General features: G+C 65.0%; 21 protein-coding genes and 1 pseudogene. 13 read left to right on the forward strand and 9 right to left on the reverse strand.

The window, feature by feature from the left end; genetic code table 11:
• Window positions 1–143 precede the first annotated feature (143 nt).
• Entirely contained in the window at window positions 144–2063 is a 1920-nt protein-coding gene (locus tag IEY07_RS11120) for a hypothetical protein (protein WP_188895463.1), read from the forward strand.
• Here the strand turns inward: IEY07_RS11120 and IEY07_RS24715 are convergent.
• The 4 genes and pseudogenes from IEY07_RS24715 to rfbB all read right to left on the reverse strand — a co-directional run.
• Window positions 2029–2220: pseudogene (locus tag IEY07_RS24715) on the reverse strand (MmyB family transcriptional regulator); the annotation flags it as partial. The gene IEY07_RS11120 and the pseudogene IEY07_RS24715 overlap by 35 nt on opposite strands.
• Before the next feature lie 165 nt (window positions 2221–2385).
• Window positions 2386–4500, reverse strand: coding sequence for an ABC transporter substrate-binding protein (locus tag IEY07_RS11130; RefSeq protein ID WP_188895464.1), 2115 nt, complete (start codon window positions 4498–4500; stop codon window positions 2386–2388).
• Window positions 4501–4567: 67 nt separating this feature from the next.
• Window positions 4568–5944 (reverse strand): sugar nucleotide-binding protein, encoded by a 1377-nt coding sequence (locus tag IEY07_RS11135; RefSeq protein ID WP_444543323.1) that lies wholly within the window; start codon window positions 5942–5944, stop codon window positions 4568–4570.
• 17 nt (window positions 5945–5961) lie between these two features.
• A complete protein-coding gene (gene rfbB, locus IEY07_RS11140; protein ID WP_188895465.1) occupies window positions 5962–6960 on the reverse strand; it encodes a dTDP-glucose 4,6-dehydratase in 999 nt (332 codons plus the stop codon).
• A 58-nt stretch (window positions 6961–7018) separates the two neighbouring features.
• On the opposite strand from rfbB, the gene rfbA reads away from it, so the two are divergent.
• The gene (gene rfbA, locus IEY07_RS11145; RefSeq protein ID WP_188895466.1) at window positions 7019–7894 is read left to right on the forward strand and encodes a glucose-1-phosphate thymidylyltransferase RfbA; all 876 of its coding nucleotides are present in this window, start codon (window positions 7019–7021) and stop codon (window positions 7892–7894) included.
• 2 nt (window positions 7895–7896) lie between these two features.
• On the opposite strand, the gene IEY07_RS11150 is transcribed toward rfbA, so the two are convergent.
• Window positions 7897–8958: an aldo/keto reductase gene (locus IEY07_RS11150; RefSeq protein ID WP_188895467.1), complete on the reverse strand. Its 1062-nt coding sequence runs from the start codon at window positions 8956–8958 to the stop codon at window positions 7897–7899.
• 41 nt (window positions 8959–8999) lie between these two features.
• Here IEY07_RS11150 and IEY07_RS11155 point away from each other — a divergent pair, with 41 nt between their 5' ends.
• From IEY07_RS11155 to IEY07_RS11190, 8 genes are all read left to right on the forward strand, one after another.
• Window positions 9000–10976: a M13 family metallopeptidase gene (locus IEY07_RS11155; protein ID WP_308422933.1), complete on the forward strand. Its 1977-nt coding sequence runs from the start codon at window positions 9000–9002 to the stop codon at window positions 10974–10976.
• Between the two features lie 220 nt (window positions 10977–11196).
• Window positions 11197–13023 carry an ABC transporter substrate-binding protein gene (locus IEY07_RS11160; protein ID WP_229670038.1) on the forward strand — a complete coding sequence of 609 codons (1827 nt, stop codon included), beginning with the start codon at window positions 11197–11199 and terminating at the stop codon, window positions 13021–13023.
• A gap of 77 nt (window positions 13024–13100) precedes the next feature.
• On the forward strand, window positions 13101–14177 hold the full coding sequence (locus IEY07_RS11165; protein ID WP_188895469.1) for an ABC transporter permease: 1077 nt from the start codon (window positions 13101–13103) through the stop codon (window positions 14175–14177).
• Window positions 14174–15025, forward strand: a complete 852-nt coding sequence (locus tag IEY07_RS11170) for an ABC transporter permease (RefSeq protein WP_188895470.1) — start codon at window positions 14174–14176, stop codon at window positions 15023–15025. Before IEY07_RS11165 ends, IEY07_RS11170 begins: the two co-directional genes overlap by 4 nt.
• Window positions 15022–16047: an ABC transporter ATP-binding protein gene (locus tag IEY07_RS11175; protein ID WP_188895471.1), complete on the forward strand. Its 1026-nt coding sequence runs from the start codon at window positions 15022–15024 to the stop codon at window positions 16045–16047. The genes IEY07_RS11170 and IEY07_RS11175 overlap by 4 nt, the downstream gene beginning before the upstream one ends.
• Window positions 16044–17135: an oligopeptide/dipeptide ABC transporter ATP-binding protein gene (locus tag IEY07_RS11180; RefSeq protein WP_188895472.1), complete on the forward strand. Its 1092-nt coding sequence runs from the start codon at window positions 16044–16046 to the stop codon at window positions 17133–17135. The genes IEY07_RS11175 and IEY07_RS11180 overlap by 4 nt, the downstream gene beginning before the upstream one ends.
• Entirely contained in the window at window positions 17062–17313 is a 252-nt protein-coding gene (locus IEY07_RS11185) for a hypothetical protein (protein ID WP_188895473.1), read from the forward strand. Before IEY07_RS11180 ends, IEY07_RS11185 begins: the two co-directional genes overlap by 74 nt.
• A 373-nt stretch (window positions 17314–17686) precedes the next feature.
• Window positions 17687–19585: an ABC transporter substrate-binding protein gene (locus IEY07_RS11190; RefSeq protein WP_188895474.1), complete on the forward strand. Its 1899-nt coding sequence runs from the start codon at window positions 17687–17689 to the stop codon at window positions 19583–19585.
• Between the two features lie 70 nt (window positions 19586–19655).
• On the opposite strand, the gene IEY07_RS11195 is transcribed toward IEY07_RS11190, so the two are convergent.
• The 3 genes from IEY07_RS11195 to IEY07_RS11205 all read right to left on the reverse strand — a co-directional run bounded on the left by IEY07_RS11195 (window position 19656) and on the right by IEY07_RS11205 (window position 22684).
• The gene (locus IEY07_RS11195) at window positions 19656–20657 is read right to left on the reverse strand and encodes a Gfo/Idh/MocA family protein (RefSeq protein WP_188895475.1); all 1002 of its coding nucleotides are present in this window, start codon (window positions 20655–20657) and stop codon (window positions 19656–19658) included.
• A gap of 27 nt (window positions 20658–20684) precedes the next feature.
• Window positions 20685–21677, reverse strand: coding sequence for a Gfo/Idh/MocA family protein (locus tag IEY07_RS11200; protein ID WP_188895476.1), 993 nt, complete (start codon window positions 21675–21677; stop codon window positions 20685–20687).
• Between the two features lie 98 nt (window positions 21678–21775).
• Window positions 21776–22684 carry an SDR family oxidoreductase gene (locus IEY07_RS11205; protein ID WP_188895477.1) on the reverse strand — a complete coding sequence of 303 codons (909 nt, stop codon included), beginning with the start codon at window positions 22682–22684 and terminating at the stop codon, window positions 21776–21778.
• An 88-nt stretch (window positions 22685–22772) separates the two neighbouring features.
• On the opposite strand from IEY07_RS11205, the gene IEY07_RS11210 reads away from it, so the two are divergent.
• From IEY07_RS11210 to IEY07_RS11220, 3 genes are read left to right on the forward strand one after another with little or no spacing between them, the layout of a single operon-like run.
• On the forward strand, window positions 22773–23462 hold the full coding sequence (locus IEY07_RS11210) for a TetR/AcrR family transcriptional regulator (protein ID WP_188895478.1): 690 nt from the start codon (window positions 22773–22775) through the stop codon (window positions 23460–23462).
• 40 nt (window positions 23463–23502) lie between these two features.
• Complete coding sequence (locus IEY07_RS11215) at window positions 23503–23745, forward strand: type II toxin-antitoxin system Phd/YefM family antitoxin (RefSeq protein WP_188895479.1); 243 nt, start codon at window positions 23503–23505, stop codon at window positions 23743–23745.
• Window positions 23742–24119: a type II toxin-antitoxin system VapC family toxin gene (locus IEY07_RS11220; RefSeq protein WP_188895480.1), complete on the forward strand. Its 378-nt coding sequence runs from the start codon at window positions 23742–23744 to the stop codon at window positions 24117–24119. Before IEY07_RS11215 ends, IEY07_RS11220 begins: the two co-directional genes overlap by 4 nt.
• Before the next feature lie 15 nt (window positions 24120–24134).
• Here IEY07_RS11220 and IEY07_RS11225 read toward each other — a convergent pair whose 3' ends face one another.
• Window positions 24135–25148 (reverse strand): polyprenyl synthetase family protein, encoded by a 1014-nt coding sequence (locus IEY07_RS11225; protein WP_229669976.1) that lies wholly within the window; start codon window positions 25146–25148, stop codon window positions 24135–24137.
• Window positions 25149–25165 lie beyond the last annotated feature (17 nt).

Raw genomic sequence — 25165 nt, forward strand, 5'->3', positions numbered from 1 at the left:
ACCACCAAGAACACCCAAACCGTCACCGATGTCCTGATGCAGAACCGTCACCGATGTCCTGCGAGATGACAGGTTTGAAGGGTTTATCCACAGATTCGAACATAGGGATGGATTCCGTCTGAGGTCCTGGCTAGTGTTCGATCATGGATTCGGCATCGGGGGAGTTGGACGAGCGCAGCGTGCTGGCTGCCGCCCGGGCTTCGATGCTGGCCGAGAAGCGGGCCGGTTGTGATCTGTTGCTGGCGGCGGCCCAGTGGGCGGATCTGCATCCCTCCGACAGTGTCCTGAGCCCGGATGAGCGGTTGGATTGGTATGGGGAGGATGCGGTCCTGTTCGGTGGCGAGGGCACCCCGGATGTGGCCGAGACCGCTGCCGGTGCGTTGGGCGTGGAGATCGGGATGAATCCCGACCAGGCCAGGAATCTGATCGCAGACGCCCTGGATGCGCGGGACAGGATGCCAGGACTGTGGACCCAGGTCCGGTTCGGTCGGGTCCGCCGCGACACGGTGCATCGGGTGGCGTTTCGGAGCCGGCATCTGTCGAAAGAGCAGGCCGAAGACATCGACCGGCACCTGTCCGGATCGTTGCCGCGGTTGACGCCGGGGCAACGGTTGGACAACCTGCTCGATGCCCAGATCAAACGCGTCGACCAAGAACGCCTGGAACGGGAAGCTGCCCAAGCAATCCGAGACCGGTATGTGCGCAAGGGCCGACCGGATCTGCACGGCATGACTGACCTGTACTTCCACACCACCGAGGCTGATGCCCGGGCGTCGTGGGCGGCGATCACCGCGCTGGCCACGATCTTGAAGGCCCGCAAAGCCGATCTGCCGCCGGGTGTCCCGGTCCGCGGTGCCGGCGACGGTGATGGTGATCCGCTTCCCGGGACCGATGGCCTGGACGAATGGCGGGCAGTGGCCTCGCAGTTGTTGCAGACCAATCCCGGACTCGCCGTCCGGATCCAGCTGGAAGCCCAACAACCGGGCCTGTTCGACCAGGCGGTCGAGACCCTCACTCACGTCGACGATGGCGACACGGGTGGCGGCGGGCCATGTCGCGATGCCACGGCCGGCGCGTCAACCAACAACCCCGATGCCCAGCACGATCCTGCCCAGCACGATCCTGCCGTGGACGACGCGGTCCCCGGTGGCGCAACCTGCGGTGATGCAGTCCACGACAGCACAGCCGATGTGAGTGCGGCCGCTGCTGGCAGTGCGGTCTCGGCCGGGGAGGCGGTGGCGGACGGTGTCAGGGCTGACCGGGCGCAGGATGCCGCATCGGATGCGGTTCGTGAGGCGGTGATCGCCGATCTGGTGGCCGGGTTGATCAAACAGCTCGATTTCACCAAGCTGCAGCCGTCGGCGATCCTGCACCTCCACATCAGCGAGGAGTCCCTCAACGGCCCGTTCGGGCCGGCCGATCCGCAGGCTCGACTGGCCCGGGTCGAAGGCCTCGGCCCGGTGTATCTCGACACAGTCCGGCAATGGCTCGGCCAGGCGTGCACCGTCAAACTCCAACCGATCATCGACACCGGTGCCATCACGGCGGTCGACCGGTACGAGATCCCCGCCCGGATACGCGAAACCCTGCTCACCCTGTCCCCGGCATCCCGGTTCCCCTGGTCCAACAGCCTCAACCGGCACAACGATCTCGATCACACCATCGCGTACCAACCACCCGACCGCGGCGGCCCACCCGGACAGACCGGCATCGACAACCTCGGCCCGCTGACCCGGCGCGAACACCGGCACAAGACCTTCGGACAAACAGCAGTCCGCCAACCCGACCCGGACACCCACGTCTGGAAAACCAGCTACGGGCGCGTCCTGATCGTCAACCCCGGCGGCACCTTCGACCTCGGCACCGGCAACCTCGCCCAAACACTCTGGGCTGCCCTCAACCCCGCCCGGAAACCACCGACCAGGACCAACCCACCCGCCGAACCAGCCGGGTCCGAAAGCGTCCTGGAGCGGATCTTCCTACGGCAGGTCGACCTGATCGCCCGAGCACCTGAGTCTCCTGCGCCTGCTACGTCCGCGAGCTCATCTCCTCGACCCCGATGACCCGCAGCAACTGCAGCGCCTCGTGCGCTGGAGTGCCCGGACGTGCCGTGTAGATGATCAACCACTGATCCCGGGACTGGTCGTGCAGCGCCTCGCAATCCAGCTCGATCGGACCGATCGCCGGGTGGGTGATCGTCTTCCTCGTCGACGGGCTGACATCGACCCGCTGGGACTACCCCAAGGATCGAAGCTCCGGACTTCGGCTCAGGTCCGCGACCAACTTCGAAACGGCCGGGTCACTGCGATATCGCGCTGCTGCCCCCGGAGCCCTGCCACGAGCTCGAACCCGAATCCCCACTACGCGAACTGATCACGCCCGGTATCAGGTGTGTTTGCTCGGGTCCTGCCAGTAGTAACACTCCGGATCGTAGACGGCCGGTGTCGGGTGGATCCACGGGTTCACAAAGCCCCCGAGGGCGAGATTCTCCCGGCGCGGGACGTTCATCAGATCGGACTTGATCACCATCACTTGCGGGTAGTTCGCCACACACCCCATGAAGAAGGGCCCGTCGGAGATGTGGATCTTGAAGATCTCCCAGACCAGCTCGTGCCGTTTCATCTCATCCGGCTCGACCTTGGCCTGGTTGAAGAGGTCCCACAGCTTCGCCACCGGTCCACCCTTGTCCGGTTCCATCCGGGGCGGATGTCGCTTCCACGGATCGACGTTCAGCTCGGTGGAGTTGGTCTTGGTCCCCTGCTGCTGCCACCACTGCCCTTCGAGCGGGGCCCAGTGCGCATATTGGGTCGGTACGATCCAGCCCGGATAGATCAGCGGGTGACCGTCGCCGACCTCCCAGTTGGTGTGCGCCATCAGCTTGCCCGACATCCACTGATCATCGAAGCTCTGCGGCGGGATCGGCGTCCTGGTCATCTTCAGCCCGACCTTCGCCAGGTCGGCGACCAGCTGGTTGTCCTTGGCCGAGTGCTCTGCGGACTCGTCGGCCGAGTATTCCAGTCGCAGCGCGAGCTTCTTGCCGTTCGGGAGCTCGCGAATGCCGTCGCCGTCCTGATCCTTCAGGCCCAGCTCGTCGAGCAATTGCCTGGCCTTCTCGGGATCGTGTCGGACATAGGCGTCCCGCCACTGCTTGTAGATGTCCTTGCCGGTCTGGTTGACCTGGAAGTCGACCGCTTTGGCGCTCAGCGTCCCGGTCGTCTTCTCGCCCGTGTTGTAGTAGACGGACTTCTGAACCGCGTCCCGGTTGAAGGCGTACGAGATCGCCTGCCGGAATTTCGGCTCCCGGAACAGCTCGCGAAGATCATCTTCGATGTAGTCGTAGTTGAGGAAGAAGATCGATCCGGTGCCGGATCCGCTGTCCCACAGCACCAACTCGGTGCCGGCGGTCTTGGTCGACTTCCGCAGGCCTTCGACATCGCTGAGGATGAGGCCGTTGAAGGAGCCTTGGGTGTAGTCGACCGCACCCTGTTCGACCTGGAGCTTGCCGACCTCCGGGTCGGTGATCACCGTGAACTGCATCTCGTCCACGTACGGGAGCTGATCACCGTTGGGCATCACCGCGTAGTAGTAGGGATTGCGCTCCAGCACGACACCCTTGTTGTTGTCGAAGGACCTGCACTTGAACCCGGTCAGAGTCGGGCAGTCCGGATTACGATGCCAATCCGCCTTGGTCGCCATCAGCCCGCCGTCGGCGTCCCAGTCCTTGCCGACGTCCTTGCCGCCGCTGGGGTGGAACTGCTTGAGGTAGTGATGCGGCATCGTCCAGATCGGGCCGTTCCGACCTGTATTGCCGTTGACCCAGGCGGCCATCCGATCTGCGGTCAGCGGCGCCGGCGTGTCGAAGGTCAGCTTCAAAGTGGTGTCGTCGACTGCAGTGAATTTCGCCAGCGTTCCCTTGCCTGAGCGGGCATCGTCCGGGGGTGTCTGGGCCATCTTCTGGGCCAGGATGAAGTTGTCCCACCACCACAGCACGCTGGCTGTCGTCCACGGCTCGCCGTCGGACCACTTGAGCCACTTGCGGAAGTGGAACGTCCACTCCGACGAGTCGTCATTGGTCTCCCAGGACTCGACGATGCCGGGTCCGATCGACTTCCCGTCGTTGAGATAACGCAGCGGCGAGTGACCGTAGAAGAACTCCCGGTCGGAGTCCGCCACCGCTGCACCTTGGGTCGTGACCGTGTTCAGATTCAGCTTGCCGCCGTACTTGCCGGGTTTGACCCAGCGATGCGGGATCACATACGGATTCTCCGGCAGCCGCTGCTCGACCGGAGGCAACCCTTTGCCCTTGAGTGCGGGCGCCTCCTGGAATTTCGCCGGTCTTGGCAGCGGTTTCTCGGCCGATCCGACGGCGACCGCCGCGCCCGGACCAGAGCCACTATGTGAGGTTGTGCCCGAGCCGGAACTGCACGCTCCCAGTCCTGCGGCACCAGCCAGGGCAGCCGACCCGAAGAGCAGGGAACGCCGGTTGACGCGAAGGGTCATCGTTGATCCTCTCAATGCTGGCTTGTGCCCCCGAGAGTCACTCTGCCGGGAACTCTAGCCCACACCGTCAGGATCGTTGATCAAGGTAATCGGCGAGTGCCTCGCCACCATCCCGTGGCTCGAATCCGGTGGCCACGATCTTGCTCAGGTCGAGCAGACTGTTGCGCGGGCGCGGAGCCAGATCCTTGCCGGCGCCGTACACCTCGGTGCTGACCGGCGTGACGTCCTCGGCGGACCGACCACGTGCGGTGAAGATCGACTTGGCGATACTGGCCCAGGACTGCGACTCGCCCGCGCTCGTCAGGTTGTAGACACCGTACGCGGGGCGGCCAGCCAGCAGATGTCCCGCGGCGCGCGCGATGTCGTCGGCGAAGGTCAACCGGCCGATCTGGTCGTCGACAACCGACGGCCGGACGCCGGAATCGGCCAGCTTGATCATGGTCCCGACGAAATTGCCGCCATCGCCGACCACCCAGCTGGTGCGCAGAATGTAGTGCTGCGGGACACCGGCGACGATCACGTCCCCGGCAGCCTTCGTCTGCCCGTAGACCCCGAGCGGCGTCAGCGGTTCATCTTCGCCGTGCGGCCCGGTCGAACCGTCGAAGACGTAATCGGAGGAGATGTGCACCAGCGTCAACCGGTGCCGCCGAGCGATCTCGGCCAGGGCCGCGACACCGGCGACGTTGGTGGCCCAGGCCGCCCTGCGCCCCTCCGGCGTCTCGGACGCATCGACAGCTGTGTAGGCGGCGGCATTGATCACTGTGTCGTAGGACCGCCAGTCGAATTTCTCCAGCGACTGCGGATCGGACAGGTCGAGCACCGCCCGATCGGTCACCTCGGCATCGGGCAGAGCCGCCGTCAGCGCCCGCCCGACCTGGCCGTTGCCGCCGATGATCACTGTCCGACGGGGCGGCATCGGGGTGACCTGGGCCATCCGCGGGTGCGCCTTGTCGGCGGCGGACAACTCGCAGTCGGCCAGCGGGATCGGCCACTGGATCCCGGCGGTCTCGTCGGCCAGGTTGAGGAAGGTGTACTCCGAGCGCGCGTCCTCGCTCCAGTGCTCGTTGACCAGGTAGCTGTAGACCGTGTCCGGCTCGAGCGTCTGATAACCGTTGGCCACACCCCGCGGGACGAAGATCGCGGTGTCGGGCCCCAGTTCCTGGCTGTAGACCGTGCCGAAGGAGTCACCGGCGCGCAGATCGACCCAGGCGCCGAAGACCCGCCCGGTCGCCAGCGCGACGTATTTGTCCCACGGCTCGGCGTGCAGCCCGCGCGCGACCCCGACCGAGGAGTTGAAGGACACGTTGTTCTGCACCGGGCCGAAGTCGGGCAGCCCGAGCTTGATCATCTTCTCCCGCTGCCAGTTCTCCTTGAACCAACCGCGGTTGTCACCGTGCACCGGCACGTTGATGATCAACAAGCCAGGGATCGGCGACCCGGTCACCGAGAGCCCGTTCATGATCACTGGCCCGCCGCGCGGTATTTCGCCTCGGTGTCATTCTTCTGCGGGCGCCACCAGGCCTCATTCTCCCGATACCACTCGACGGTCGCCTTCAATCCGGCCGCGAAGTCGGCGAATTCGGGCCGCCAGCCGAGCTCAGCGCGCAGCTTGGTGGAGTCGATCGCATACCGAAGATCATGTCCGGCCCGATCGTTGACGTGGTCGTAGTCGTCCCGCGGCCGGCCGAGCAACTCCAAGATCATCTCCACGACGTCCTTGTTGTTGTGCTCGCCGTCGGCGCCGATCAGATAGGTCTCGCCGATCCGCCCGGCCTCGATGATCCGCAGCACAGCTCGGCTGTGGTCCTCGGCGTGGATCCAGTCCCGGACATTCAGCCCGGCGCCGTAGAGCTTGGGCCGTCCGCCGTCCAGGACATTGGTGATCTGGCGGGGGATGAATTTCTCCACATGCTGGTACGGGCCGTAGTTGTTCGAGCAGTTGCTGATCGTCGCCGCGACCTTGAAGGATCGCACCCAGGCCCGGACGAGGAGATCCGAACCCGCCTTCGTGGACGAGTACGGGCTCGACGGGTTGTAGGGCGTGGACTCGGTGAACCGGTGCGGATCGTCCAGCTCGAGATCGCCGTACACCTCGTCGGTGGAGATGTGGTGATAGCGCACATCGTGACGGCGGACGGCCTCCAGCAGCGTGAAGGTGCCGACGACGTTGGTCTGGACGAAGGGCGAGGGATCGCTGAGCGAATTGTCGTTGTGTGATTCTGCAGCGTAATGGACGACGACGTCATGATCGCGAACCAGCTCGTCGACCAACTCCGCGTCGCAGATGTCACCCTGCACCAGCCGGAACCGGTCGGCAGGCAGTCCGTCCAGCGAAGCCTTGTTGCCCGCATAGGTCAGCTTGTCCAGCACGGTCACCGTCGCGTCGGTGCACGACAGCAGATGGTGCACGAAGTTCGACCCGATGAAGCCCGCGCCCCCGGTCACCAAGTAGCTGTTCACCCTGGGCAGTTTAGCGATCTCCCGTCATCCGGCGGGCGATGTTCGTACACTTGCGTGGATGCGAGGCATCATACTTGCCGGCGGCTCAGGCACCCGGCTGCATCCGGTCACCATCGGTGTCAGCAAGCAGTTGGTCCCGGTCTACGACAAACCGATGATCTACTACCCGCTGTCGACGCTGATCTTCGCCGGGATCCGCGACGTGCTGGTGATCACCACTCCGCACGATGCCGAGAGCTTCCACCGGCTGCTCGGCGACGGGTCGCAGTTCGGCATCTCCATCAGCTACGCCACCCAGCCACAGCCCAACGGACTGGCACAGGCGTTCGTGATCGGCAAGGAATTCGTCGGGACCGAGAAGGTTGCGCTCGTGTTGGGCGACAACATCTTCTACGGCCCCGGACTGGGCACCCAGCTGGCGCGCTTCCAGGATCTGGACGGGGGCGCCGTCTTCGCCTACTGGGTCTTTGATCCCGAGCGCTACGGTGTGGTCGAGTTCGACGACGACCGGCATGCGATCTCGCTGGAGGAGAAGCCGGAGAAGCCGAAATCCCATTACGCGGTGCCGGGCCTCTACTTCTACGACAACGACGTCCTGGAGATCGCCGCCGGGCTCGAGCCGTCACCGCGCGGAGAGTACGAGATCACCGACGTCAACAGCCATTACCTGGCCGCCGGCAAACTGCAGGTCGGCGTCCTGCCGCGTGGCACTGCCTGGCTGGACACCGGCACCTTCGAGTCGCTGAACGACGCCGGGAACTTCGTCCGCACCCTGGAGGCCCGGCAGGGCCTGAAGGTGGGCTCGCCCGAGGAAGCGGCCTGGCGACAGGGATTTCTCTCCGACGACCAACTCGCCGCCCGCGGCCAGGAGCTGATCAAGTCCGGCTACGGCGAGTACCTGCTGCACCTGCTCGAGCGCGGCAAGGGGTCCTGATCTCAGCTTTCCGAGACCGAGCGCCACAGATCCACGTCGGCCTCGACGGCATACTGGTCGATCTCGGCCAGTTCCTCGTCGCTGAGCTCCAGATTGTCCAGCGCCTTCAGGTTCTCCGCGACCTGTTTGACACTGGAAGCACCGATCAGCGTCGAAGTCACCGTCGGCCGCCGCAGCACCCAGACCAGCGCCAGCTGGGCCAGCGTCTGGCCCCGTCGCCGGGCGATCTCGGACAGCGCGTCCAGGCGGCGTACGACCTCGGCGTTCTTGGCCGCGTCGACGGTGAAACTCGGCCGGCCCGGACCCTGTTCGCCGCCGCCCTTGGTGGTGTAGCGATCGGTCAGCAGCCCCTGGGCCAGCGCTGTGAAGGCGATCGCGCCCATTCCCAGCTCGTCGAGGGCATCCGTGAGCCCGTCCTCGATCCAGCGGTTGACCATCGAATAGGACGGCTGGTGAATAACCAGCGGCGTACCGAGGGAGTCGGCGATCTGCTTGGCCTGCCGGGTCCGGTCGGCGGAATAGGACGAGATCCCGACGAAGCGCGCCTTGCCCGACTTGACCGCGGTGTCCAGCGCACCGATGGTCTCCTCCAGCGGAGTGTCCGGGTCGAAGCGATGGCTGTAGAAGATGTCGACGTAGTCCAGATTCATCCGTTTCAGTGACTCGTCCAGACTGTTCAGCACGTACGTCCGGCCGCCGAGCTGACCGTACGGTCCCGGCCACATGTCCCAGCCGGCCTTGGTGGAGATGATCATCTCGTGCCGGTACGGCCGGAAGTCCTTGGTCATCATCCGGCCGAAGTTCTCCTCGGCGGAGCCGTACGGCGGCCCGTAGTTGTTGGCCAGGTCGAAATGGCTGATGCCGTGATCGAAGGCGTACCGCAGGATCTCCCGCTGGGTCGCGAACGGCCGGTCGTCGCCGAAATTCCACCACAGCCCGAGGGAGATCGGCGGCAGCAGCAGGCCGGAGTTGCCGACCTTGCGGTAGTCGGTGCCGGCGTACCGATCGGCAGCAGCCCGGTAGGGATCGTGAGTGCCGGGGACCGGACTGTCGAAGCGCGCCATACGGGCATCGTACGCACCCCTTCGTCCCGTAATCTGGCCATGTGACCATCTCTGATCCCACCGAGCAGACTGCACCCGCGCTTGACCTGTCCGCCGTCGACCCGCAGATCCGGGTCCAGGACGACCTCTTCCGCCATGTCAACGGCCGCTGGCTGGCGACGGCCGAGATCCCCGCCGACCAGAGCTGGACCGGCGCCTTCATCAAACTCCGTGACGGCGCCGAGGAAGCGGTCAAGGACATCATCACCGGCCTCACTCCAGACGACCCGGCGTCCGAGGAGGGCAAGATCGCGACGCTGTATGCGAGCTTCCTGGACACCGACGCGGTCGAGGCGGCCGGCGCGACGCCGATCCAGCCGCTGCTGGCCGAGGTGGACGCGATCGCCGGTGTCGACGAGTTGATCACCCTGCTGGGCCATTTCGCCCGGACCGGGGTGTCCGGACTGTTCCGGTTCGACTCCGACGCCGACCCGGGTGATCCGCAGCGGATGATCATGTTCACCAGCCAGGGCGGCCTCGGACTGCCCGACGAGTCCTTCTACCGCGAGGAGAAGTACGCCGAGATCCGCGGCCAGTACGTGGAGTACCTGGCCAAGATCCTCGGCCTGGCAGGCATCGCGGACGCCGAGGCACAAGCTGGGCTTGTGCTGGAGCTGGAGACCGCGATCGCCGGTCAGCACTGGGACCGGGTGCGCTGCAGGGACATGCAAGCCACCTACAACCTGACCAAACTCGATGAGCTTGATGCGGCCGCATCGGGCCTGCAGATCCGGAGCTTCCTGGCGGCCGCCGAGATCGAGCAGAACGCCTTCGCCGAGGTCGTCGTGCAGCAGCCGTCGTTCTTCGCCGGAGCCGCTGAGTTGATCACGGCCGATCAGCTTGCAGCCTGGCAGGCGTGGGCCCGGTTCAAGATCGTCAACAGCTTCGCGCCGTACCTCTCGGCCGAGTTCGTCGACGCCCGTTTCGCCTTCTACGGTACGACTTTGAACGGCATCCCCTCACTGAAGGAGCGCTGGAAGCGCGGCGTCGAACTGGTTGAGGACGCACTCGGCGAGGCGGTCGGCAAGATCTACGTCGAGCGGCATTTCCCGCCCGCGGCCAAGGAGCGGATGGACGAGCTCGTCGACAATCTGATCGCCGCCTACCGGGCCTCGATCAGCGAGTTGGACTGGATGACCGACGAGACGCGGGCCAAGGCCCTGGACAAGCTGTCCAAATTCCGGCCCAAGATCGGGTATCCGGTCAAGTGGCGGGACTACTCGAGCCTCGAGATCAAGGCCGGCGACCTGGTCGGCAACGTCATCCGGGCCCATCAGTACGAGTTGAACCGGACCCTGGACCAGCTCAGCAAGCCGGTCGACCGGGACGAGTGGTTCATGACCCCGCAGACGGTCAACGCCTACTACCACCCGCTGCGCAACGAGATCGTCTTCCCCGCCGCCATCCTGCAGCCGCCGTTCTTCAACGCCGAGGCTGACGATGCCGTCAACTACGGCGGCATCGGCGCGGTCATCGGCCACGAGATCGGCCACGGCTTCGACGACCAGGGTTCGACCTGCGACGGGGACGGCCGACTGCTGAACTGGTGGACCGATGAGGACCGGGCCGCCTTCGAGCAGCGCACCAAATCGCTGATCGGCCAGTACGACGCCCTCGAGCCGCACAACACTCCCGGTCACCACGTCAACGGCGCCCTGACCATCGGCGAGAACATCGGCGACCTGGGCGGACTCTCGATCGCCTACCGGGCCTACCGGATCGCCCTGGGCGACCAGGACGGACCGGTGATCGACGACCTGACCGGCGACCAGCGGCTCTTCTACAGCTATGCCTCGATCTGGCAGGAGAAGAGCCGTCCGGAGGCGACGATCCAGCGGCTGGCCACCGATCCGCATTCACCGAGCGAGTTCCGCTGCAACCAGATCGTCCGCAACGTCCCGGCGTTCTACGAGGCCTTCGGGGTCACCGAGCAAGATCGACTGTGGCTCGCACCTGAGGATCGGGTCAAGATCTGGTAACAAGCCACCGTAACACCCAGGGGCAGAGTTCCAAATTTCCTCCACCCTCTTTACTAATCCTGGGTGAGTAATTCTATGATCCTTTCTGATGGACCCGTCGGAGCGTCCGACTTGGGGTCAAGGAGGATCCATGTCAAAACTTCGTCGTGCTCGCGCACGGCTAATCGATTGGGCCGGGAGGCGTCAGCGTCCCCTGGCCAAGAAGCGCCTGTTGGCCGTTGTGGCCGCAGGTGCTGCAGTCTCTGTCGCTGCAGCCTGCAGCGCAGGCACCGCCGCCGGCGGCGGATCCGCCGGAGGCAACAGTGGCAGCGGACAGAGCGGCGCCGCGCCGTATCTGTCCTTCTCCCCCTGCTGCAGCTGGGGAACGACCTGGTCGAACAACCCTTACAACGTCAACCAGCTGGGGATTCAGAACGACTTCATCACCCTGCGATTGGCAGTTCAGAACTACCCGAGCCTCACTGACTACACCCCGCAGCTGGCCTCCAGCTGGGACGTCAAAGGTGATCAGCTGACCGTGCACCTGCACCAGGGTGCGAAGTGGCAGGACGGAACTCCGGTCACCAGCAAGGACGTCTACGACACCGCGCTGCTGGACGGCACCCGGGGCGACGGTTTCTGGAACGACATCACCGGCGTCAAGGCGACCGACGACTCGACCGTCGTTTTCACGCTGCGCAAGGGTCAGCCGGTTCCGCTGGCCGAGAACGACATCCTCGCCAACATCCTTCCCTACCCGTCCAGCGTGTACGGCAAGTTCGTCACGCCGCAGCTTGAGAAGGATGTACCGGCCTACTTCGTCGAGTATCAGAAGGATCCTGACAAGGCCGGCAAGATGCCCGAGTACAAGCGGATGGGCAAGGTCTTCCAGAATCTGGCGGCCGAGAAGGTCGACAAGCTGATCGGTGATGGCCCGTTCCAGCTCGACAACATCACCACCAAGGAGGCCAAGCTCTCCAAGTGGTCGGGCTTCTGGGGCGCGGACAAGATCAAGATCGGCGGCATCAACTACCTCAACGGCGCCAACGAGACGATCTACCCGCAGCTGTTCTCCAACCAGGCGGACTTCTCCAACGTCTACCTGCCACCGCCGATCCTGAAGCGGTGGAAGAGCACCTCGAACGCCAACACTGCACTGCCCCTGTCGTTCGGATTCGTTCTGGGCTTCAACAGCCACAAGTATCCGTTCAACATGAAGGAGGTCCGCCAGGCGCTGGCCTACGTGATTCCGCGTGAGCAGATGAGCCAGGCTTCCTACGGAACTGGCCAGGGCGCCGGTGGTACCTGGAAGCAGGTCATGACCGGCATCTCGCCGACGATGGAGAAGCTGTACCTGTCGCAGGACAAGATCAACCAGCTGAACAAGTACCCGGTCGATGCGGCCAAAGCGACCCAACTGCTGGAGTCCAAGGGCTTCAAGAAGCAGGGTGGTAAGTGGATCATGCCGAACGGCAAGCCGTTCACTATGACGTTCACCGCCAACGCCGACACGTCCGATGTCGTTACCTCGTTCAACTCCGCAGCCAAGGCGTTGACGGCGTTCGGCATCAAGTCCGACGTGAATGCGACCTCGGGTGCCCAGCAGGACGCCGACCAGCACAACGGCAACTTCGACGCCGGTATGTACTTCGTCAGCGGCGTCGACTCGCTGAGCGAACTCGACAACATCCTTGGTACCGCCCAGAACTTCCCGACCGGTGGCAACTACGCCGGCAAGCGCGGCCTGGGTTTCGGCCCGAAGGTCGACGTGCCGGGACTGGGCAGCGAGAACATCGCGACTGCTCTGGACTCTCAGGCCCGTAACGTCGGCCCGGGTCCCAAGCTGAACGAATTGACCTGGGACTACGCTCAGATGGTCAACGACCAGGTGCCCTACATCTGGTATGCGACCAAGGTGTACCAGTTCACGTACTCGACGAAGAACTTCACCAACTGGCCGCCGGTCGACAAGTCCGGCACCAGCCCGTTGTGGAACATCGTCGGCGCGAACATGTCGGCAGGCATCTCGCTGGCACTGCAACAGGGGTATATCGCACCCAAGAAGTAATGCTCATCTGCGAGGTCATGATCACCGCGGGCCTGCGGTGATCATGACCTTGCGCTATCGCTCGAACGGATTCACCGATGCTCCGATATCTGGCCAAGCGCGTACTCATGGCCCTGATCATCATCTATATCGTGCTCACGCTGTCGTTCTTCATGGTCAGATTGATGCCGGGGAACCCGATGGCCGCGCTCGAAGCCCAGCTCCGGCAGCAGGGCGGCCTGACCGACCAGGAGATCCAGCAGCGGGTCGCCGCGGTCTACGGCGTACTGCCCAATGCTCCGGTCCTCACGCAGTACAAGGACTACCTGGTCAACATCTTGCACGGCAATCTCGGCGTCCCGATCACCAATCCGGGCACCACCGTCGTCGCGGTCATCTCCCAAGCGCTGCCCTGGACCATCCTGGTCGTCGGAGTGTCGCTGATCATCAGCTTCATCATCGGCGTCGCGATCGGTTCGGCGATGGCAAGCTTCCCCGACAGCGCATTCAGCAAGATCATGACCTTCGTCGTGTCCTTCCTGAGCGCCGTCCCCAACTACTTGATCGCCATCCTGCTGATCTATGTCCTGACCGCGACCTATCAGGTGTTCCCGTCCGGTGGCGCCTACGGAGTCGACGCCAGGCCGGGGCTCAACGGGCCGTATCTGGTCAGCGTCCTCTACCACGCGGTGCTGCCGGTGTTCGCCTCGGTGGTGACCTCCTTCGGCGGCTGGGCGCTGGCGATGAAGGGCAGCGCAGTGTCGGTGCTGGGCGCCGAATACGTCCGGGCAGCAGAATCCCGTGGTCTGAGTGAGCGGGTCATCAGCCGTTCCTATGTCGGCCGCAACTCGATGCTGCCGATGGTCACCCAGCTCGCCCTGTCGATCGGCTTCATGTTCGGCGGTTCGTTCTTCATCGAGTACTACTTCCAATATCCCGGCATCGGCTACTACATGATCCAATCGGTCAACAACCGTGACTACTCGTTGATGATGGGTTGTTTCCTGCTGATCACGGTCTCGGTGGTCGTCACCAACTTGCTGGTCGACCTGCTGTATCCGTTGGTCGATCCGCGCATCATCAACCCGGCGGCACGGCGCCGCGCCGATGCTCCCGGCCCGGACTCCGGCACCGATGACGCAACCACACTTCCTGTCGGAGGGACTGTCGCATGAGATTCGTAAGCGATCTGTGGCGGATCCTCCGCGCCGACAAGGGTGCTCTGGTCGGTGGCGTGATCGTGGCCATCTACTGCCTGGTGGCGATCTTCGGGCCTGTCTTCGTCAAGGTCAGCAACGACCAGGACGCCAACAATGCGTACCTACCGCCTTCCTGGACCCACCCGCTCGGGACCGATTCGCTCGGCCAGGGCGTGATGAGCCAGATCATCGTCGGCGCCCGACCGATCATGATCGTCGGCGTCTTGGCAGCGATCATCACGATCTTCATCGGCGTGCTCCTCGGCCTGCTGTCGGGTTACGCGGGCGGGCTCACCGACTCGGTGATCATGCGGATCACCGACGTCTTCCTGACCGTCCCCGGACTGCCGCTGATCATCGTGCTGGCGGCGGTGATCCACACCACCAACCCATTCATCCTGGCGTGCATCCTGTCGATCACGGCCTGGGCCGGTCTGGCCCGTGCGATCAGATCCCAAGCGCTCAGCCTGCGCAGCAGCGACTTCGTTGAGGCCGCCAAGCTGCAGGGCGTCTCGATGGGCAACATGGTCGGCCGGCAGCTGCTGCCGAATGTCGGACCGTACGTCGCCATCCACTTCCTGCTGGCGATCACCGGCGCGATCTACGCCGAGGTCGGTCTGTTCCTGCTCGGTGTCGCACCGATCGCCGGCACCAACTGGGGCATCATGATCAACCTGGCCATGTCGCAGGGCGCTCTCTACACGACCGACAGCGCCTTCTACCTGTTCTCCCCGATGGCAGCGATCGTGATCCTGCAGGTCGCGTTCGTGTTCTTCTCCCGCGCTCTCGACAGCGTGTTCAACCCGAGGCTGCGTGTTCAGTGACTACTACATCTGTTGATACCGACCTGCTCCTCCAGGTCGACAACCTGACCGTCGCCTTCGGTGACGGGCCGGGTTCGGTCAAGGCGGTCCAGGACGTCACCCTCGACGTCAAGGCCGGTGAGATCTACGCCCTGGTGGGCGAATCCGGCTGCGGCAAGTCGACCTTGGCCTACTCACTGCTCGGCATCGTCCCGGCACCCGGCCGGGTGACCCGGGGCGAGGTCAGATTCCGCGGCAGATCGACGACCACCATGGACAAGACCGAGTTGAACAAGCTGCGCGGCGCGGAGATCTCGATGGTCTTCCAGGGCGCCATGAATGCGTTCAACCCGGTACTCACCATCGGCAAGCAGGTCGAGCACATCCTGCAGGCCCACCCTGAGGTCTTCGACGACCCGAAGGACGGCCGTGCCTACTTCGAGCACCTGCTCGGCCTGGTCCAGCTGCCTCCGGAGCGGATCTGGAGCAGCTACGAGAGCCAACTCTCCGGCGGTATGAAGCAGCGGGTCGCGATCGCGGTCGCCCTGCTGCTCAAGCCGTCGCTGGTGATCCTCGATGAGCCGACGACCGCACTGGACGTCTTGAACCAGCGGCTGGTGATCGAGATCCTCAACGATCTGCACGCGTCGCTCGGGGTGACGATCATCTTCGTCACCCACGACCTCGCTGTGGTCGCCGAGCTGGCCACCCGGGTCGCGGTGATGTACGCCGGCCGATTGGTCGAGTCGGGAACCGTCGACGAGATCTTCTCCGGCGGCCGCCGACACCCGTACGTGGAGGCGTTGATCAACGCCATTCCCAGCGTGCTGGACGCCGGCCTGAAGGTGAAGCCGATCGGCGGCTCGGTGCCCAATCTGGCCCGACTGCCCGAGGGCTGCCGGTTCGCACCGCGGTGCCCACTGGCCGAGGACGGCTGTCGCAAGGCCGAGCCACCGCTGCTCGGAGATGATCATGACCATCTGGTGGCGTGTTTCGTCACCAACCGTTCGCTGAACGGCGCCCGGGAGGGGTCTGAGGCGTGAGCCTGCTCGAAGTAACCAACGTCACCCACACGTACGCGACCGGCAGCGGCCGGCCGGTGCTGCACGGGATCAACCTGACCGCCGAGCCTGGGGACATCGTCGCCCTGGTCGGCGAGTCCGGCTGCGGCAAGACCACCCTCGGGCGGATGATCGCCGGACTGCACGAGCCCACCGGCGGCACCATCTCCTTCGACGGCCAGGACATCGCCAAGCTCAAAGGCAGGCAGCGCAAGCAGTGGCGGCGCCAGGTGCAGATGGTGCACCAGGACCCGTACGGCTCCCTCAACCCGGGCCTGACCATCGGCAGCACGCTGGCACCCGGCATGCTCCAGCACAAGCTCGCCAACTGGCGCAATGTGCAGGACAAGATGCTCGAACTGCTGGAACAGGTCGGCCTGGACCCGACACCGGAATTCCTACAGCGCTACCCGCACCAGTTGTCCGGCGGCCAGCGGCAGCGGGTCTCGATCGCCCGGGCGATCAGCCTCGATCCGAAACTGATCGTCGCCGACGAGGTGACCAGCATGCTGGACGTCTCGATGCGGGTGGCGATCCTGGATCTGCTGCTGCGCTTCGCCCGGGAACGGGGAATCGGCTACGTCTTCATCAGCCACGACTTCGGCGTCGTCCGGTATTTCGCCCAGGGTGGCCGGATCGCGGTGATGTTCTTCGGGCACATCGTCGAGGAGGGGCCGGTCGAGGCCCTGATCACCAAGCCGCGGCATCCGTACACGCACATGCTGCTGCAGGCGATCCCGGTGCCGGACCCGAAGATGGCCCGCAAGCGCACCCAGACCGAGGAGGACGCCAAGGGTGAGCGGCTGATCGGTGAACCGGCGACCACCGGTTGCGTTTTCGCCAACCGCTGCCCGCTGGTCCAGGACGTCTGCCGCAAACAGGCGCCTAAACTGGCCGACATCGGCGGCGGGCATCGTACGGCCTGCCACTTCTCCGATCAGGTGCCGCCGCTGGCGCATATGGTCGGTACCACCGCGGGAGGTGACCATGATCGGAATGGCAGCAAAGCTGCTGATGCGGATGGGGCTGGCGATGCTGTTCCTGTCGCTCATCATCCGGCCGGCGATTAAGACCCCCAGCGGCGCGGTCGGCGATGACCTGGCGATCATCGTCTGCCTGCTGGTCGTGGTGACCGGTTTCATCGGCACCCGGGTCGCCCGGCGGATCGATCCGTCGCTGACCCAGCAGGCGCGGGATCGCCGCGAGGCCCGCGAGGAGAAGATCCGCGCCGCAAGAGCCCGCGACTGACGGACTGCAAAGCGCTACGAGGCCCGGCCATGGCGGCCGGGCCTCGTTGCGTCTCGGCACTCCAAACTCGCGACAACTCGACTAATGACCCCGGTTCCACGCCTCCCGCCAAGCCAAACTCGCGACAACCCGAATTGCGCGGCCAGAATCGGTCTCCAGGGCGCCGGAACTCCCGTTGTCGCGAGTTTCGCCGGATCGCGGGTTTCGCGGGTTCGGGGGCGGGACAGAGACCGGGCGGAAGCGCGGCGTTGAGCGCTCGGAAAATGGGTTGGCAAATAGGTTGGCAAATCTTGGCACACGACTATGTCCACAGGATTGGACTTCGTACAGTGCGGTTGCATTTACATCGTTGAACCCACTGCAGGGAGCTCCAATGAATTACCCCCGTCGATTTGACGGAGTCATATCTAGAATCGCACGCCCGGTCCGCAGACGACTCGCAGCCATCCTGTCGGCGTGCCTGGCACTGGTCGTGGCGGCCGCTTGTTCGGCGGGCACCGCCGGTAGCGGTCCGGCCGGCAGCGGCGGCGGCGGTCAGGCGTCGACCAGCGGCAAGTACCTCAACTTCTTCCCGTGCTGCTTCTGGGGCACGACCTGGTCCTACAACCCGTACAACGTCAACGGCCTGGGCATCCAGAGCGACTTCATCTCGCTGCGGCTGGCCGACCAGAACTTCCCCAGCATGACCGACTACACGCCGCAGCTGGCCCAGAGCTGGACGGCCAAGAACGGCAAGCTGGTGGTCAATCTGCATCAGGGCGCCACATGGCAGGACAACACCCCGGTCACCAGCAAGGACCTCTACGACACCGCGATCCTGGACGGGCTGCGCGGTGACGGCTTCTGGAACGACATCACCGATGTCAAGATCACCGACAACGACACGGTCACCTTCGTGCTCAAGAAGGGCGAGCCGACCACTCTGGCGGAGAACGACATCCTGGCCAACATCATCGTCTATCCGTACAGCGTCTACGGCAAGTTCGTCACCGATGGCATCGCCAAGGACGTCAAGACCTATTTCCGGACGATGCAGACCGATCCCGCCAAGGCCGCGAAGCTCCCGCAATTCACCAGGATGAGCGACACGTTCAAGGATCTCGCGGCGATGAAGGTCAACAAGCTGATCGGGGACGGCCCCTTCCAGTTGGACAACATCACCAATCAGGAAGCCAAACTCTCCAAGTGGAACGGCTTCTGGGGTGCGGACAAGATCAAGGTCGCCGGTGTCGAGTGGGCCAACGGTCAGAACGAGGCGGTCTATCCGCAGCTGCTCTCCGGCAAGACCGACCTGTCCAGCGTTTACATGCCGCCGCCGATCCTGAAGCAGTGGACCAAGGTCCAGGACGCCAACACTGCGGTGCCTCCGTCCTTCGGCTATGTGCTGGGCTTCAACAGCCACAAGTATCCGTTGTCGATGACCGAGGTGCGGCAGGCGCTGGCCTACGTCATCCCCCGGCAGCAGATGACCGAGGCAGCATTCGGCACCACGAAGAACGGCGGCGGTGTCTGGAAGAAGATCAACACCGGCATCTCCCCCAGCCTGGAGCAGCTGAACCTGACCCAGGACCAACTGAACCAGCTGAACCCGTACCCGCTGGACACCAACAAGGCGACCCAGCTGCTGCAGTCCAAGGGCTTCACCAAGAAGGGCTCACAGTGGATGATGCCGAACGGCAAGCCCTTCACGCTGACGATCACCGTCAACTCGGCGACCTCCAACCAGGTCACCTCGGACAACTCGGCTGCCAAGGCGCTGACCGCCTTCGGGATCAAGACCAGCGTCAATGCGACCTCGGGCGCCCAACAAGATGCCGATCAGCACAACGGTGACTTCGATATCGGCAGTTTCAGCCCGAACAGCAACGATCCGCTGGCCATGTACGGCGCGATGATGGGACCGGGCCAGAACTACTCGACCGCAGGCACCTACGCCGGTAAACGCGGTATCGGATTCGGCCCGACGATGAATGTCCCAGGGCTGGGCAAGGTCGACATCACCCAGGAACTGAACAAAGAGGCCAGTTCAGTCCCACCGGGCGATCAGATGAAGAAACTGACCTGGGACTGGGCGCAACTGGTGAACCAGCAGGTGCCGTACATCTGGTACGCGACCAAGAACTACCAGTTCGAATATTCGACCAAGGACTTCACGAATTGGCCGCCGGTCGACAATAGCGGCACCAGCGCCCTGTGGAACCTCGCCGGTTACAACATGACCGCCGGATTCTCGTTGGCACTGCAGCAGGGCTATATCGTTCCCAAGTCCTGATACAGCTCGAAGGACAAAAGATCGCCCCGGTTCCGAACACTCGGAACCGGGGCGATTTCTTGTGCGCGGATCAGGCCAGCACGTTGAGCACCGGGGCGATCGTCTTGTTCTTGGCGCTCTCGTACGCCGCCAGGATCATGCCGAGCACCTGGATGCCCTCGTCCTCGGTGTGCGGCGGGCGCTCGCCCGTCTCGAGGCAGTGGGCGAAGTGCCCGATCTCGGCGGCGAAGGTGTCGACCGGATCGAAGGTGAAGGTCTCCTCCTTGCCGTCCCGCAGCCGGTACGACAGCGTCGACCCGTCGGCGTACAGCGACCCGAGCTCACCGACCGCGGAGAAGCGCTCGGTGATCGCTGCCGGCTGATAGGCCCAGCTGGTCACCAGCTGACCGATCACGCCGTTGTCGAAGCGGACCAGCACCTGGGCGCTGTCCTCGGCCTCGGAGAAGGTCAGCCGGTGGGTGGCCAGCATCGCCGTTGCCTCGACCGGCACACCGCCGGCCAGGCTGAGCAGCAGGTAGCTGGGGTGATAGCCGGTGTCGATCAGCTCGCCGCCGCCCGCGGTCTCGACATGGGCCCGCCAGCCCATGTTGGCCGGGTCGAAGTTGTTGAAGAAGCTGTCGGTGGTGCGAACCTCATAGACCGGTCCGATCACCCCTGAGGCCAGCAACTCCTTGGCCTTGGCGACCGTCGGCATGAAGAGCTGGTTGTGCGCGCTCATCAAGGTCACCTTGTTGTCCTTGACGGCGGCGTTGACCCGCCGGGCCTCCTCGGGCGAGAGGCACAGCGGCTTCTCACAGAGGATGTTCAGCCCGGCCTCGGCCGCGGCGATGATCGCATCGGCGTGCAGGTGGTGCGGCAGGCAGATGTCCACCGCGTCCAGGTCCTGCTCCTCCTTGATCATCTGGGCGTAGTCGGTGTACGCCGTCGCGCCCAGCTCGGTGCCGCGCTGCTCGGCCGTTGCCTCGACGGCATCGGCGACCGCTGCGATCTTGATCTTGTCGGCATTGGCGGCATAGCCGCGGATGTGCGCGTTGGCGATACCGCCGCCGCCGATCAGTCCTACCTTGAGCATCAATGCTCCCTTGATTTCTGTGAGACTTCAGTTCTTGGCGTACGTAATGGTCTTGCCGGTGCGGGCCGATTCGTTGGCCGCGACCACCAACCGGGTGAGCTCCACGGCGGCGGCGATGTTGGCGTCGGCGCGGGTGCCCTGCTGGATGTGGTCGACCCACTGGTGATAGGCCGAGGGCGCCTTGTCGGCGATCGCGATTTGCTCCGGGCCGTCACCGAACGCCTTGCCCCGGGCGACGACCACGCCGTCCTTGTCGTTGAAGGTGATGATGCCTTCGGTGCCGCCGATCTCGATCTCGAACGGATTCGGCGAGACGAAACCGGCCTCGATCACGCCGATCGCCCCGTTGGCATAGCCGACGGTGACGACCGCGTTGTCCTCCACCGCGCGACCGGTGTAGGCGCCGTACGTCGCACTGACCGTCGCCGGCGTACTGCCCAGGAACAGCTGGGTCAGGTAGACCGGATGGCAGCCCAGGTCGGTCAGCGCGCCGCCGATCGCCGGCTCGGGGTCGTAGAAGCGCTCCGGCAACCAGCCCCGGCTGGAGCCGTCATGCGAGAGCCGGACCCGGCCGTAAGTGATCTCACCCAACTTGCCGGAGTTGATCAATTCGCCGACCGTCGGGGTGTAGCCGTCGTAGAGCCGCGGCAACGAGACGATCAGCTTCACGCCGTTGTCGTCGGTTGCTTTGATGATCTCCTCGGCCTCGGCGACGGTCGGCGCCAGCAGCTTCTCGGTGAAGATGTGCTTGCCGGCATTCGCCGCGGCGACCATGATGTCGCGGTGCCGGTTGGTCTCGGTGGTGACGGTGACCGCGTCGATGTCGTCGCGAGCCAGCAGCGCTTCAAGATCGCTGGTGTACTCGACACCGTACTGCTCGGCTGCGGCCTTGCCACGTTCTTCGTCGTCGTCCCAGATGGTGACGAGTTCGGTGTCGGGATGTTCGACTGTCCTCTTGGTGTAGTCCCCGGCGTGCACGTGCCAGAAACTCAGGACTGCCACTCGGATTGGTGAGGGCACAGATGCTCCTTCGCATTGCAGGTGCCTCTATCCGATCATGGTCGTCAGAGCTTTATCAAGCCCTTGTAGTAAATAGCCATCAGTACCGATCCGAATAACTACTGCTCACCCAGCCCGGTGCCGGTCAAGCGTTCCGCCTCCTGCCACAGCCTGGCTGCGACCACCATGTTGCGGGCACTGCGGGGCAGCTTCTCGCGACGGGTCGGGCCCACCAGGCTGAAGCGGGACGGGCCGTAGTACGCGCCCTGCTCGACCTGCGGATCGGCAGCCGCGAAGAGCAGCGGCTCGGCCCCGGTCTCGACGTCCTGGGACGGGATGATCGTGCGGCGGATCGGGGGCCGTTGTTGATCACTGGTCAGGTTACGGCCGGCCGTCTGCAGATTGGTTCGGGTGTAGCCGGGGTGGGCTGCAGTGCTGAGCAACGGCCAGCCGCGCTGTTCGGCGACCGCCGCCAGCTGGCGCGCCATCAGCAGATCCGCGAGCTTGGACTGGGCGTAGGCGAGCCAGGCGCTGTAGCGGCGCTCGGACTGGAGATCGGCGAACCGGATGCGGCCGAAATTCGCGGTGCCACTGCTCATCGTCGCGACCCGCGGCCGGTCGGCCTGCAACAGCACCGGCAACAGCAGGTTGGTCAGCGCGAAGGGTCCGAGGAAGTTCGTGCCGAGCTGGAGCTCGAAGCCGTCGGGAGTCTGCAGCCGCTTGCGGACCGCCATCACGCCGGCGTTGTTGACCAGCACATGCAGCGGCCGGCCGTCGGACACGATCCCGGCCGCGAACTCGCGGACACTGGCCAGATCGGCCAGATCCAGTTGTCGCACCTCGACGGCGGCCTCCGGGTGTGCGGCGAGGATCTCCGTCCTCGCGTCCTCGCCCTTGGCGGGCGTCCGAACCGCAAGGATGACTTCGGCGCCCGCGCCCGCCAGTCGCTTCGCGGCCTCCCGCCCGGTGCCGCTGTTGGAACCGGTGACGACGATCCGCCGGCCGCTCTGATCGGGTACGGCGTACATGGTGCTCCTCGGTAAGATGGATAACAGGACTAACGGTCTGTTATAACAGTAACAGACCACTGGTCTCTTATTCAAGGAGGTCGACCGAGTGCCCGCCGGCAGCTTCACCCGCGCCCGGACCGCCGAGCAACGCAGCCAGCGGCGGACCGAGATCCTCGCCACGGCCGCAGCGATGCTGGCCGACACCACCCGAGTCGGCGAGCTCAGCCTGAACGAGCTGGCCCGGCGGGTGGGACTGGCCAAGTCGAATGTGCTGCGTTACTTCGAGACCCGCGAAGCGGTGCTGCTCGCACTCCTGGAACAGCAGTACGACGACTGGCTGGACGAGCTCGCGGTTGCGTTGCGCGAAGATCAACAAGCCGACCCGATCGAGCGGGTCGCCGATGCCGTCGCCCGAACCGCCACCGACCGGCCGGTGTTGTGCGAGTTGATCGCGACCAGTGGCACCGTGCTGGAGCACAACGTGTCGGGGGCGGTCGCGGCGACGTACAAGCAGACCGCCTACGCCCAGGCGATCCGGCTCACCGACCTGGTCGCAGCGGTGGTCGGCGAGCTCAGCACCCCGGACCGGCTCGCGATCGCGGGCGCGGTCAACCTCGGTCTGGGCGGCGTCTGGGGGATGTGCCGGCCGTCGGAGGGGATGACCGCGGCCTACCAGGAGCACCCGGAGCTGGCGGCCATGCAGTTGGACTTCCGGACAGCGCTGCGCGAGTTCGTCGCCACCACGCTGACGGGTCTGCAACACCGTCCGGTGGCCGACATCCGCCGCGCACCCTAACTCACTTGGCCACGGTTAGCCAAGGTCCTACGCTTTCCTCATGACCACAGTGAACGTCGGACAGGCGAAGTCGGAACTGTCCCGACTCATCGCCTTGGCCGAGGCCGGCGAAGAAGTGGAGATCGCCCGCGACGGTGTGCCGGTCGTGCGGCTGGTCCCGATCGGCGCGGCTGCTCCGGGAGCGCAGTTTCTTGCGGCCCGCGGATCGCTGCGCGGCAAGATCACGGTGGGCGAGGATTTCGAGTTCACCGAATCCGAACTCGACGAGATCCTCGAATCGTGAGGCTTCTGCTCGACACCCACGTCGTGCTGTGGCAGCTCTCTGGGGAGCGCACATTGTCCGCAGCGGCGATCGAGGCAATCGGATCTGCCGACGATCTGCTGTTCAGCGTCGTGTCGTTCGCTGAAGTGGGCGTCAAGGCAGCCGTCGGAAAGCTCGAGGTGCCGGACGACTTCAAGCAACAGGTGGCCGAGGCGGGGGTCCGCACTCTCGGGTTGTCGGCCGAGCACGGTCTCGCGGTTGCCGGCCTGCCGCTGCATCACAGAGATCCGTTCGATCGTCTGCTGATCGCGCAAGCGCGATCGGACGGGCTGACAGTCGTCAGCGCCGACCGCCGGTTCAGCGCCTACCCGGTGCCCCTGATCGACGCTTCGTAGGGGACCCGGGCAGGCCTACGTCGTACGCGTCACGACCGAATCGCAGAGATCGGCCAGCGCCTGTTTGGCCGGGCCGTCCGGTAGCGGGTCGAGGATCCGCCGGGTCGCTTCCGCACGGGCCGCGACATCGGCACGCGCCTGCTCGATCGCCGGGTGCTTGCGCAACAGACCGAGTGCCTCGTCGACCTCCGGGTCGGTCCGCTCCCCCGCCAGCAGCTCCAGCAGCCGGGCGTCCGCCGGATCGGTGGAGCGCCGGGCCAGCAGGATCGGCAGGGTGTCCACGCCCTCGCGGAGGTCGGTGCCAGGCGTCTTGCCGGTCTCGTCGCTGGTGATGTCGATGATGTCGTCGCTGAGCTGGAAGACCACACCGTACTGTTCGCCGAAGTCGGCCAGCAGGTCCTGGGTCGCCGGGTCGGCACCGCCGATCATCGCCCCGACGCGGGCGCTGGTAGAGATCAGCGCGGCGGTCTTGTCGGCCAGCACCTGCAGGTAGTGCTCGCGCGGGTCGACGCCCTCGGCAGGTCCGACCGTCTCCGCGATCTGGCCGCGGACCAGCCGGTTGAACATCGCCGAATAGGTCCTGACGATGTCCAGCCCGAGATCGGTGACCAGGTCGGTCGCCCGGGCGAAAAGATAGTCCCCGACCAGGATGGCCAGTAGATTTCCCCAGCGGGCATTGGCGCTCGGCGATCCGCGCCGTACGGTGGCATCGTCCATCACGTCGTCGTGGTAGAGGCTGGCGACGTGGGTCAACTCAACGACCACGGCCCCGACCGCGACCCGGCGCTCTATCTCGCTGCCGGAGTCGTACGGCTTGCCGAACTGGGATCCGAGCACTACCAGCAGCGGGCGGAACCGCTTGCCGCCGGCCTGGATGATGTGACGGGAGGCTTCGTTGAGGACCGGGTTGTCGGACTCGACGGCGGCCAGCAGGGCGCTCTCGATCCCCGCCATCCGATCACGAAGCGTCGCATCGAATCCGGTCATCGGCTCCGCGCTCACCGCCTTCACCACACCGCCTTCACCCACTACCCGGGCCCCCTCAC

Source organism: Microlunatus endophyticus (assembly GCF_014646195.1).
Taxonomy (GTDB): domain Bacteria; phylum Actinomycetota; class Actinomycetes; order Propionibacteriales; family Propionibacteriaceae; genus Microlunatus; species Microlunatus endophyticus.

Coding starts and splice junctions, on each gene's coding strand:
- IEY07_RS11120 (WP_188895463.1), top strand. CDS start 144: ATGGATTCGGCATCGGGGGAGTTGGACGAGCGCAGCGTGCTGGCTGCC.
- IEY07_RS11130 (WP_188895464.1), bottom strand. CDS start 4,500: ATGACCCTTCGCGTCAACCGGCGTTCCCTGCTCTTCGGGTCGGCTGCC.
- rfbA (WP_188895466.1), top strand. CDS start 7,019: ATGCGAGGCATCATACTTGCCGGCGGCTCAGGCACCCGGCTGCATCCG.
- IEY07_RS11150 (WP_188895467.1), bottom strand. CDS start 8,958: ATGGCGCGCTTCGACAGTCCGGTCCCCGGCACTCACGATCCCTACCGG.
- IEY07_RS11165 (WP_188895469.1), top strand. CDS start 13,101: ATGCTCCGATATCTGGCCAAGCGCGTACTCATGGCCCTGATCATCATC.
- IEY07_RS11170 (WP_188895470.1), top strand. CDS start 14,174: ATGAGATTCGTAAGCGATCTGTGGCGGATCCTCCGCGCCGACAAGGGT.
- IEY07_RS11185 (WP_188895473.1), top strand. CDS start 17,062: ATGGCAGCAAAGCTGCTGATGCGGATGGGGCTGGCGATGCTGTTCCTG.
- IEY07_RS11190 (WP_188895474.1), top strand. CDS start 17,687: ATGAATTACCCCCGTCGATTTGACGGAGTCATATCTAGAATCGCACGC.
- IEY07_RS11195 (WP_188895475.1), bottom strand. CDS start 20,657: ATGCTCAAGGTAGGACTGATCGGCGGCGGCGGTATCGCCAACGCGCAC.
- IEY07_RS11205 (WP_188895477.1), bottom strand. CDS start 22,684: ATGTACGCCGTACCCGATCAGAGCGGCCGGCGGATCGTCGTCACCGGT.
- IEY07_RS11215 (WP_188895479.1), top strand. CDS start 23,503: ATGACCACAGTGAACGTCGGACAGGCGAAGTCGGAACTGTCCCGACTC.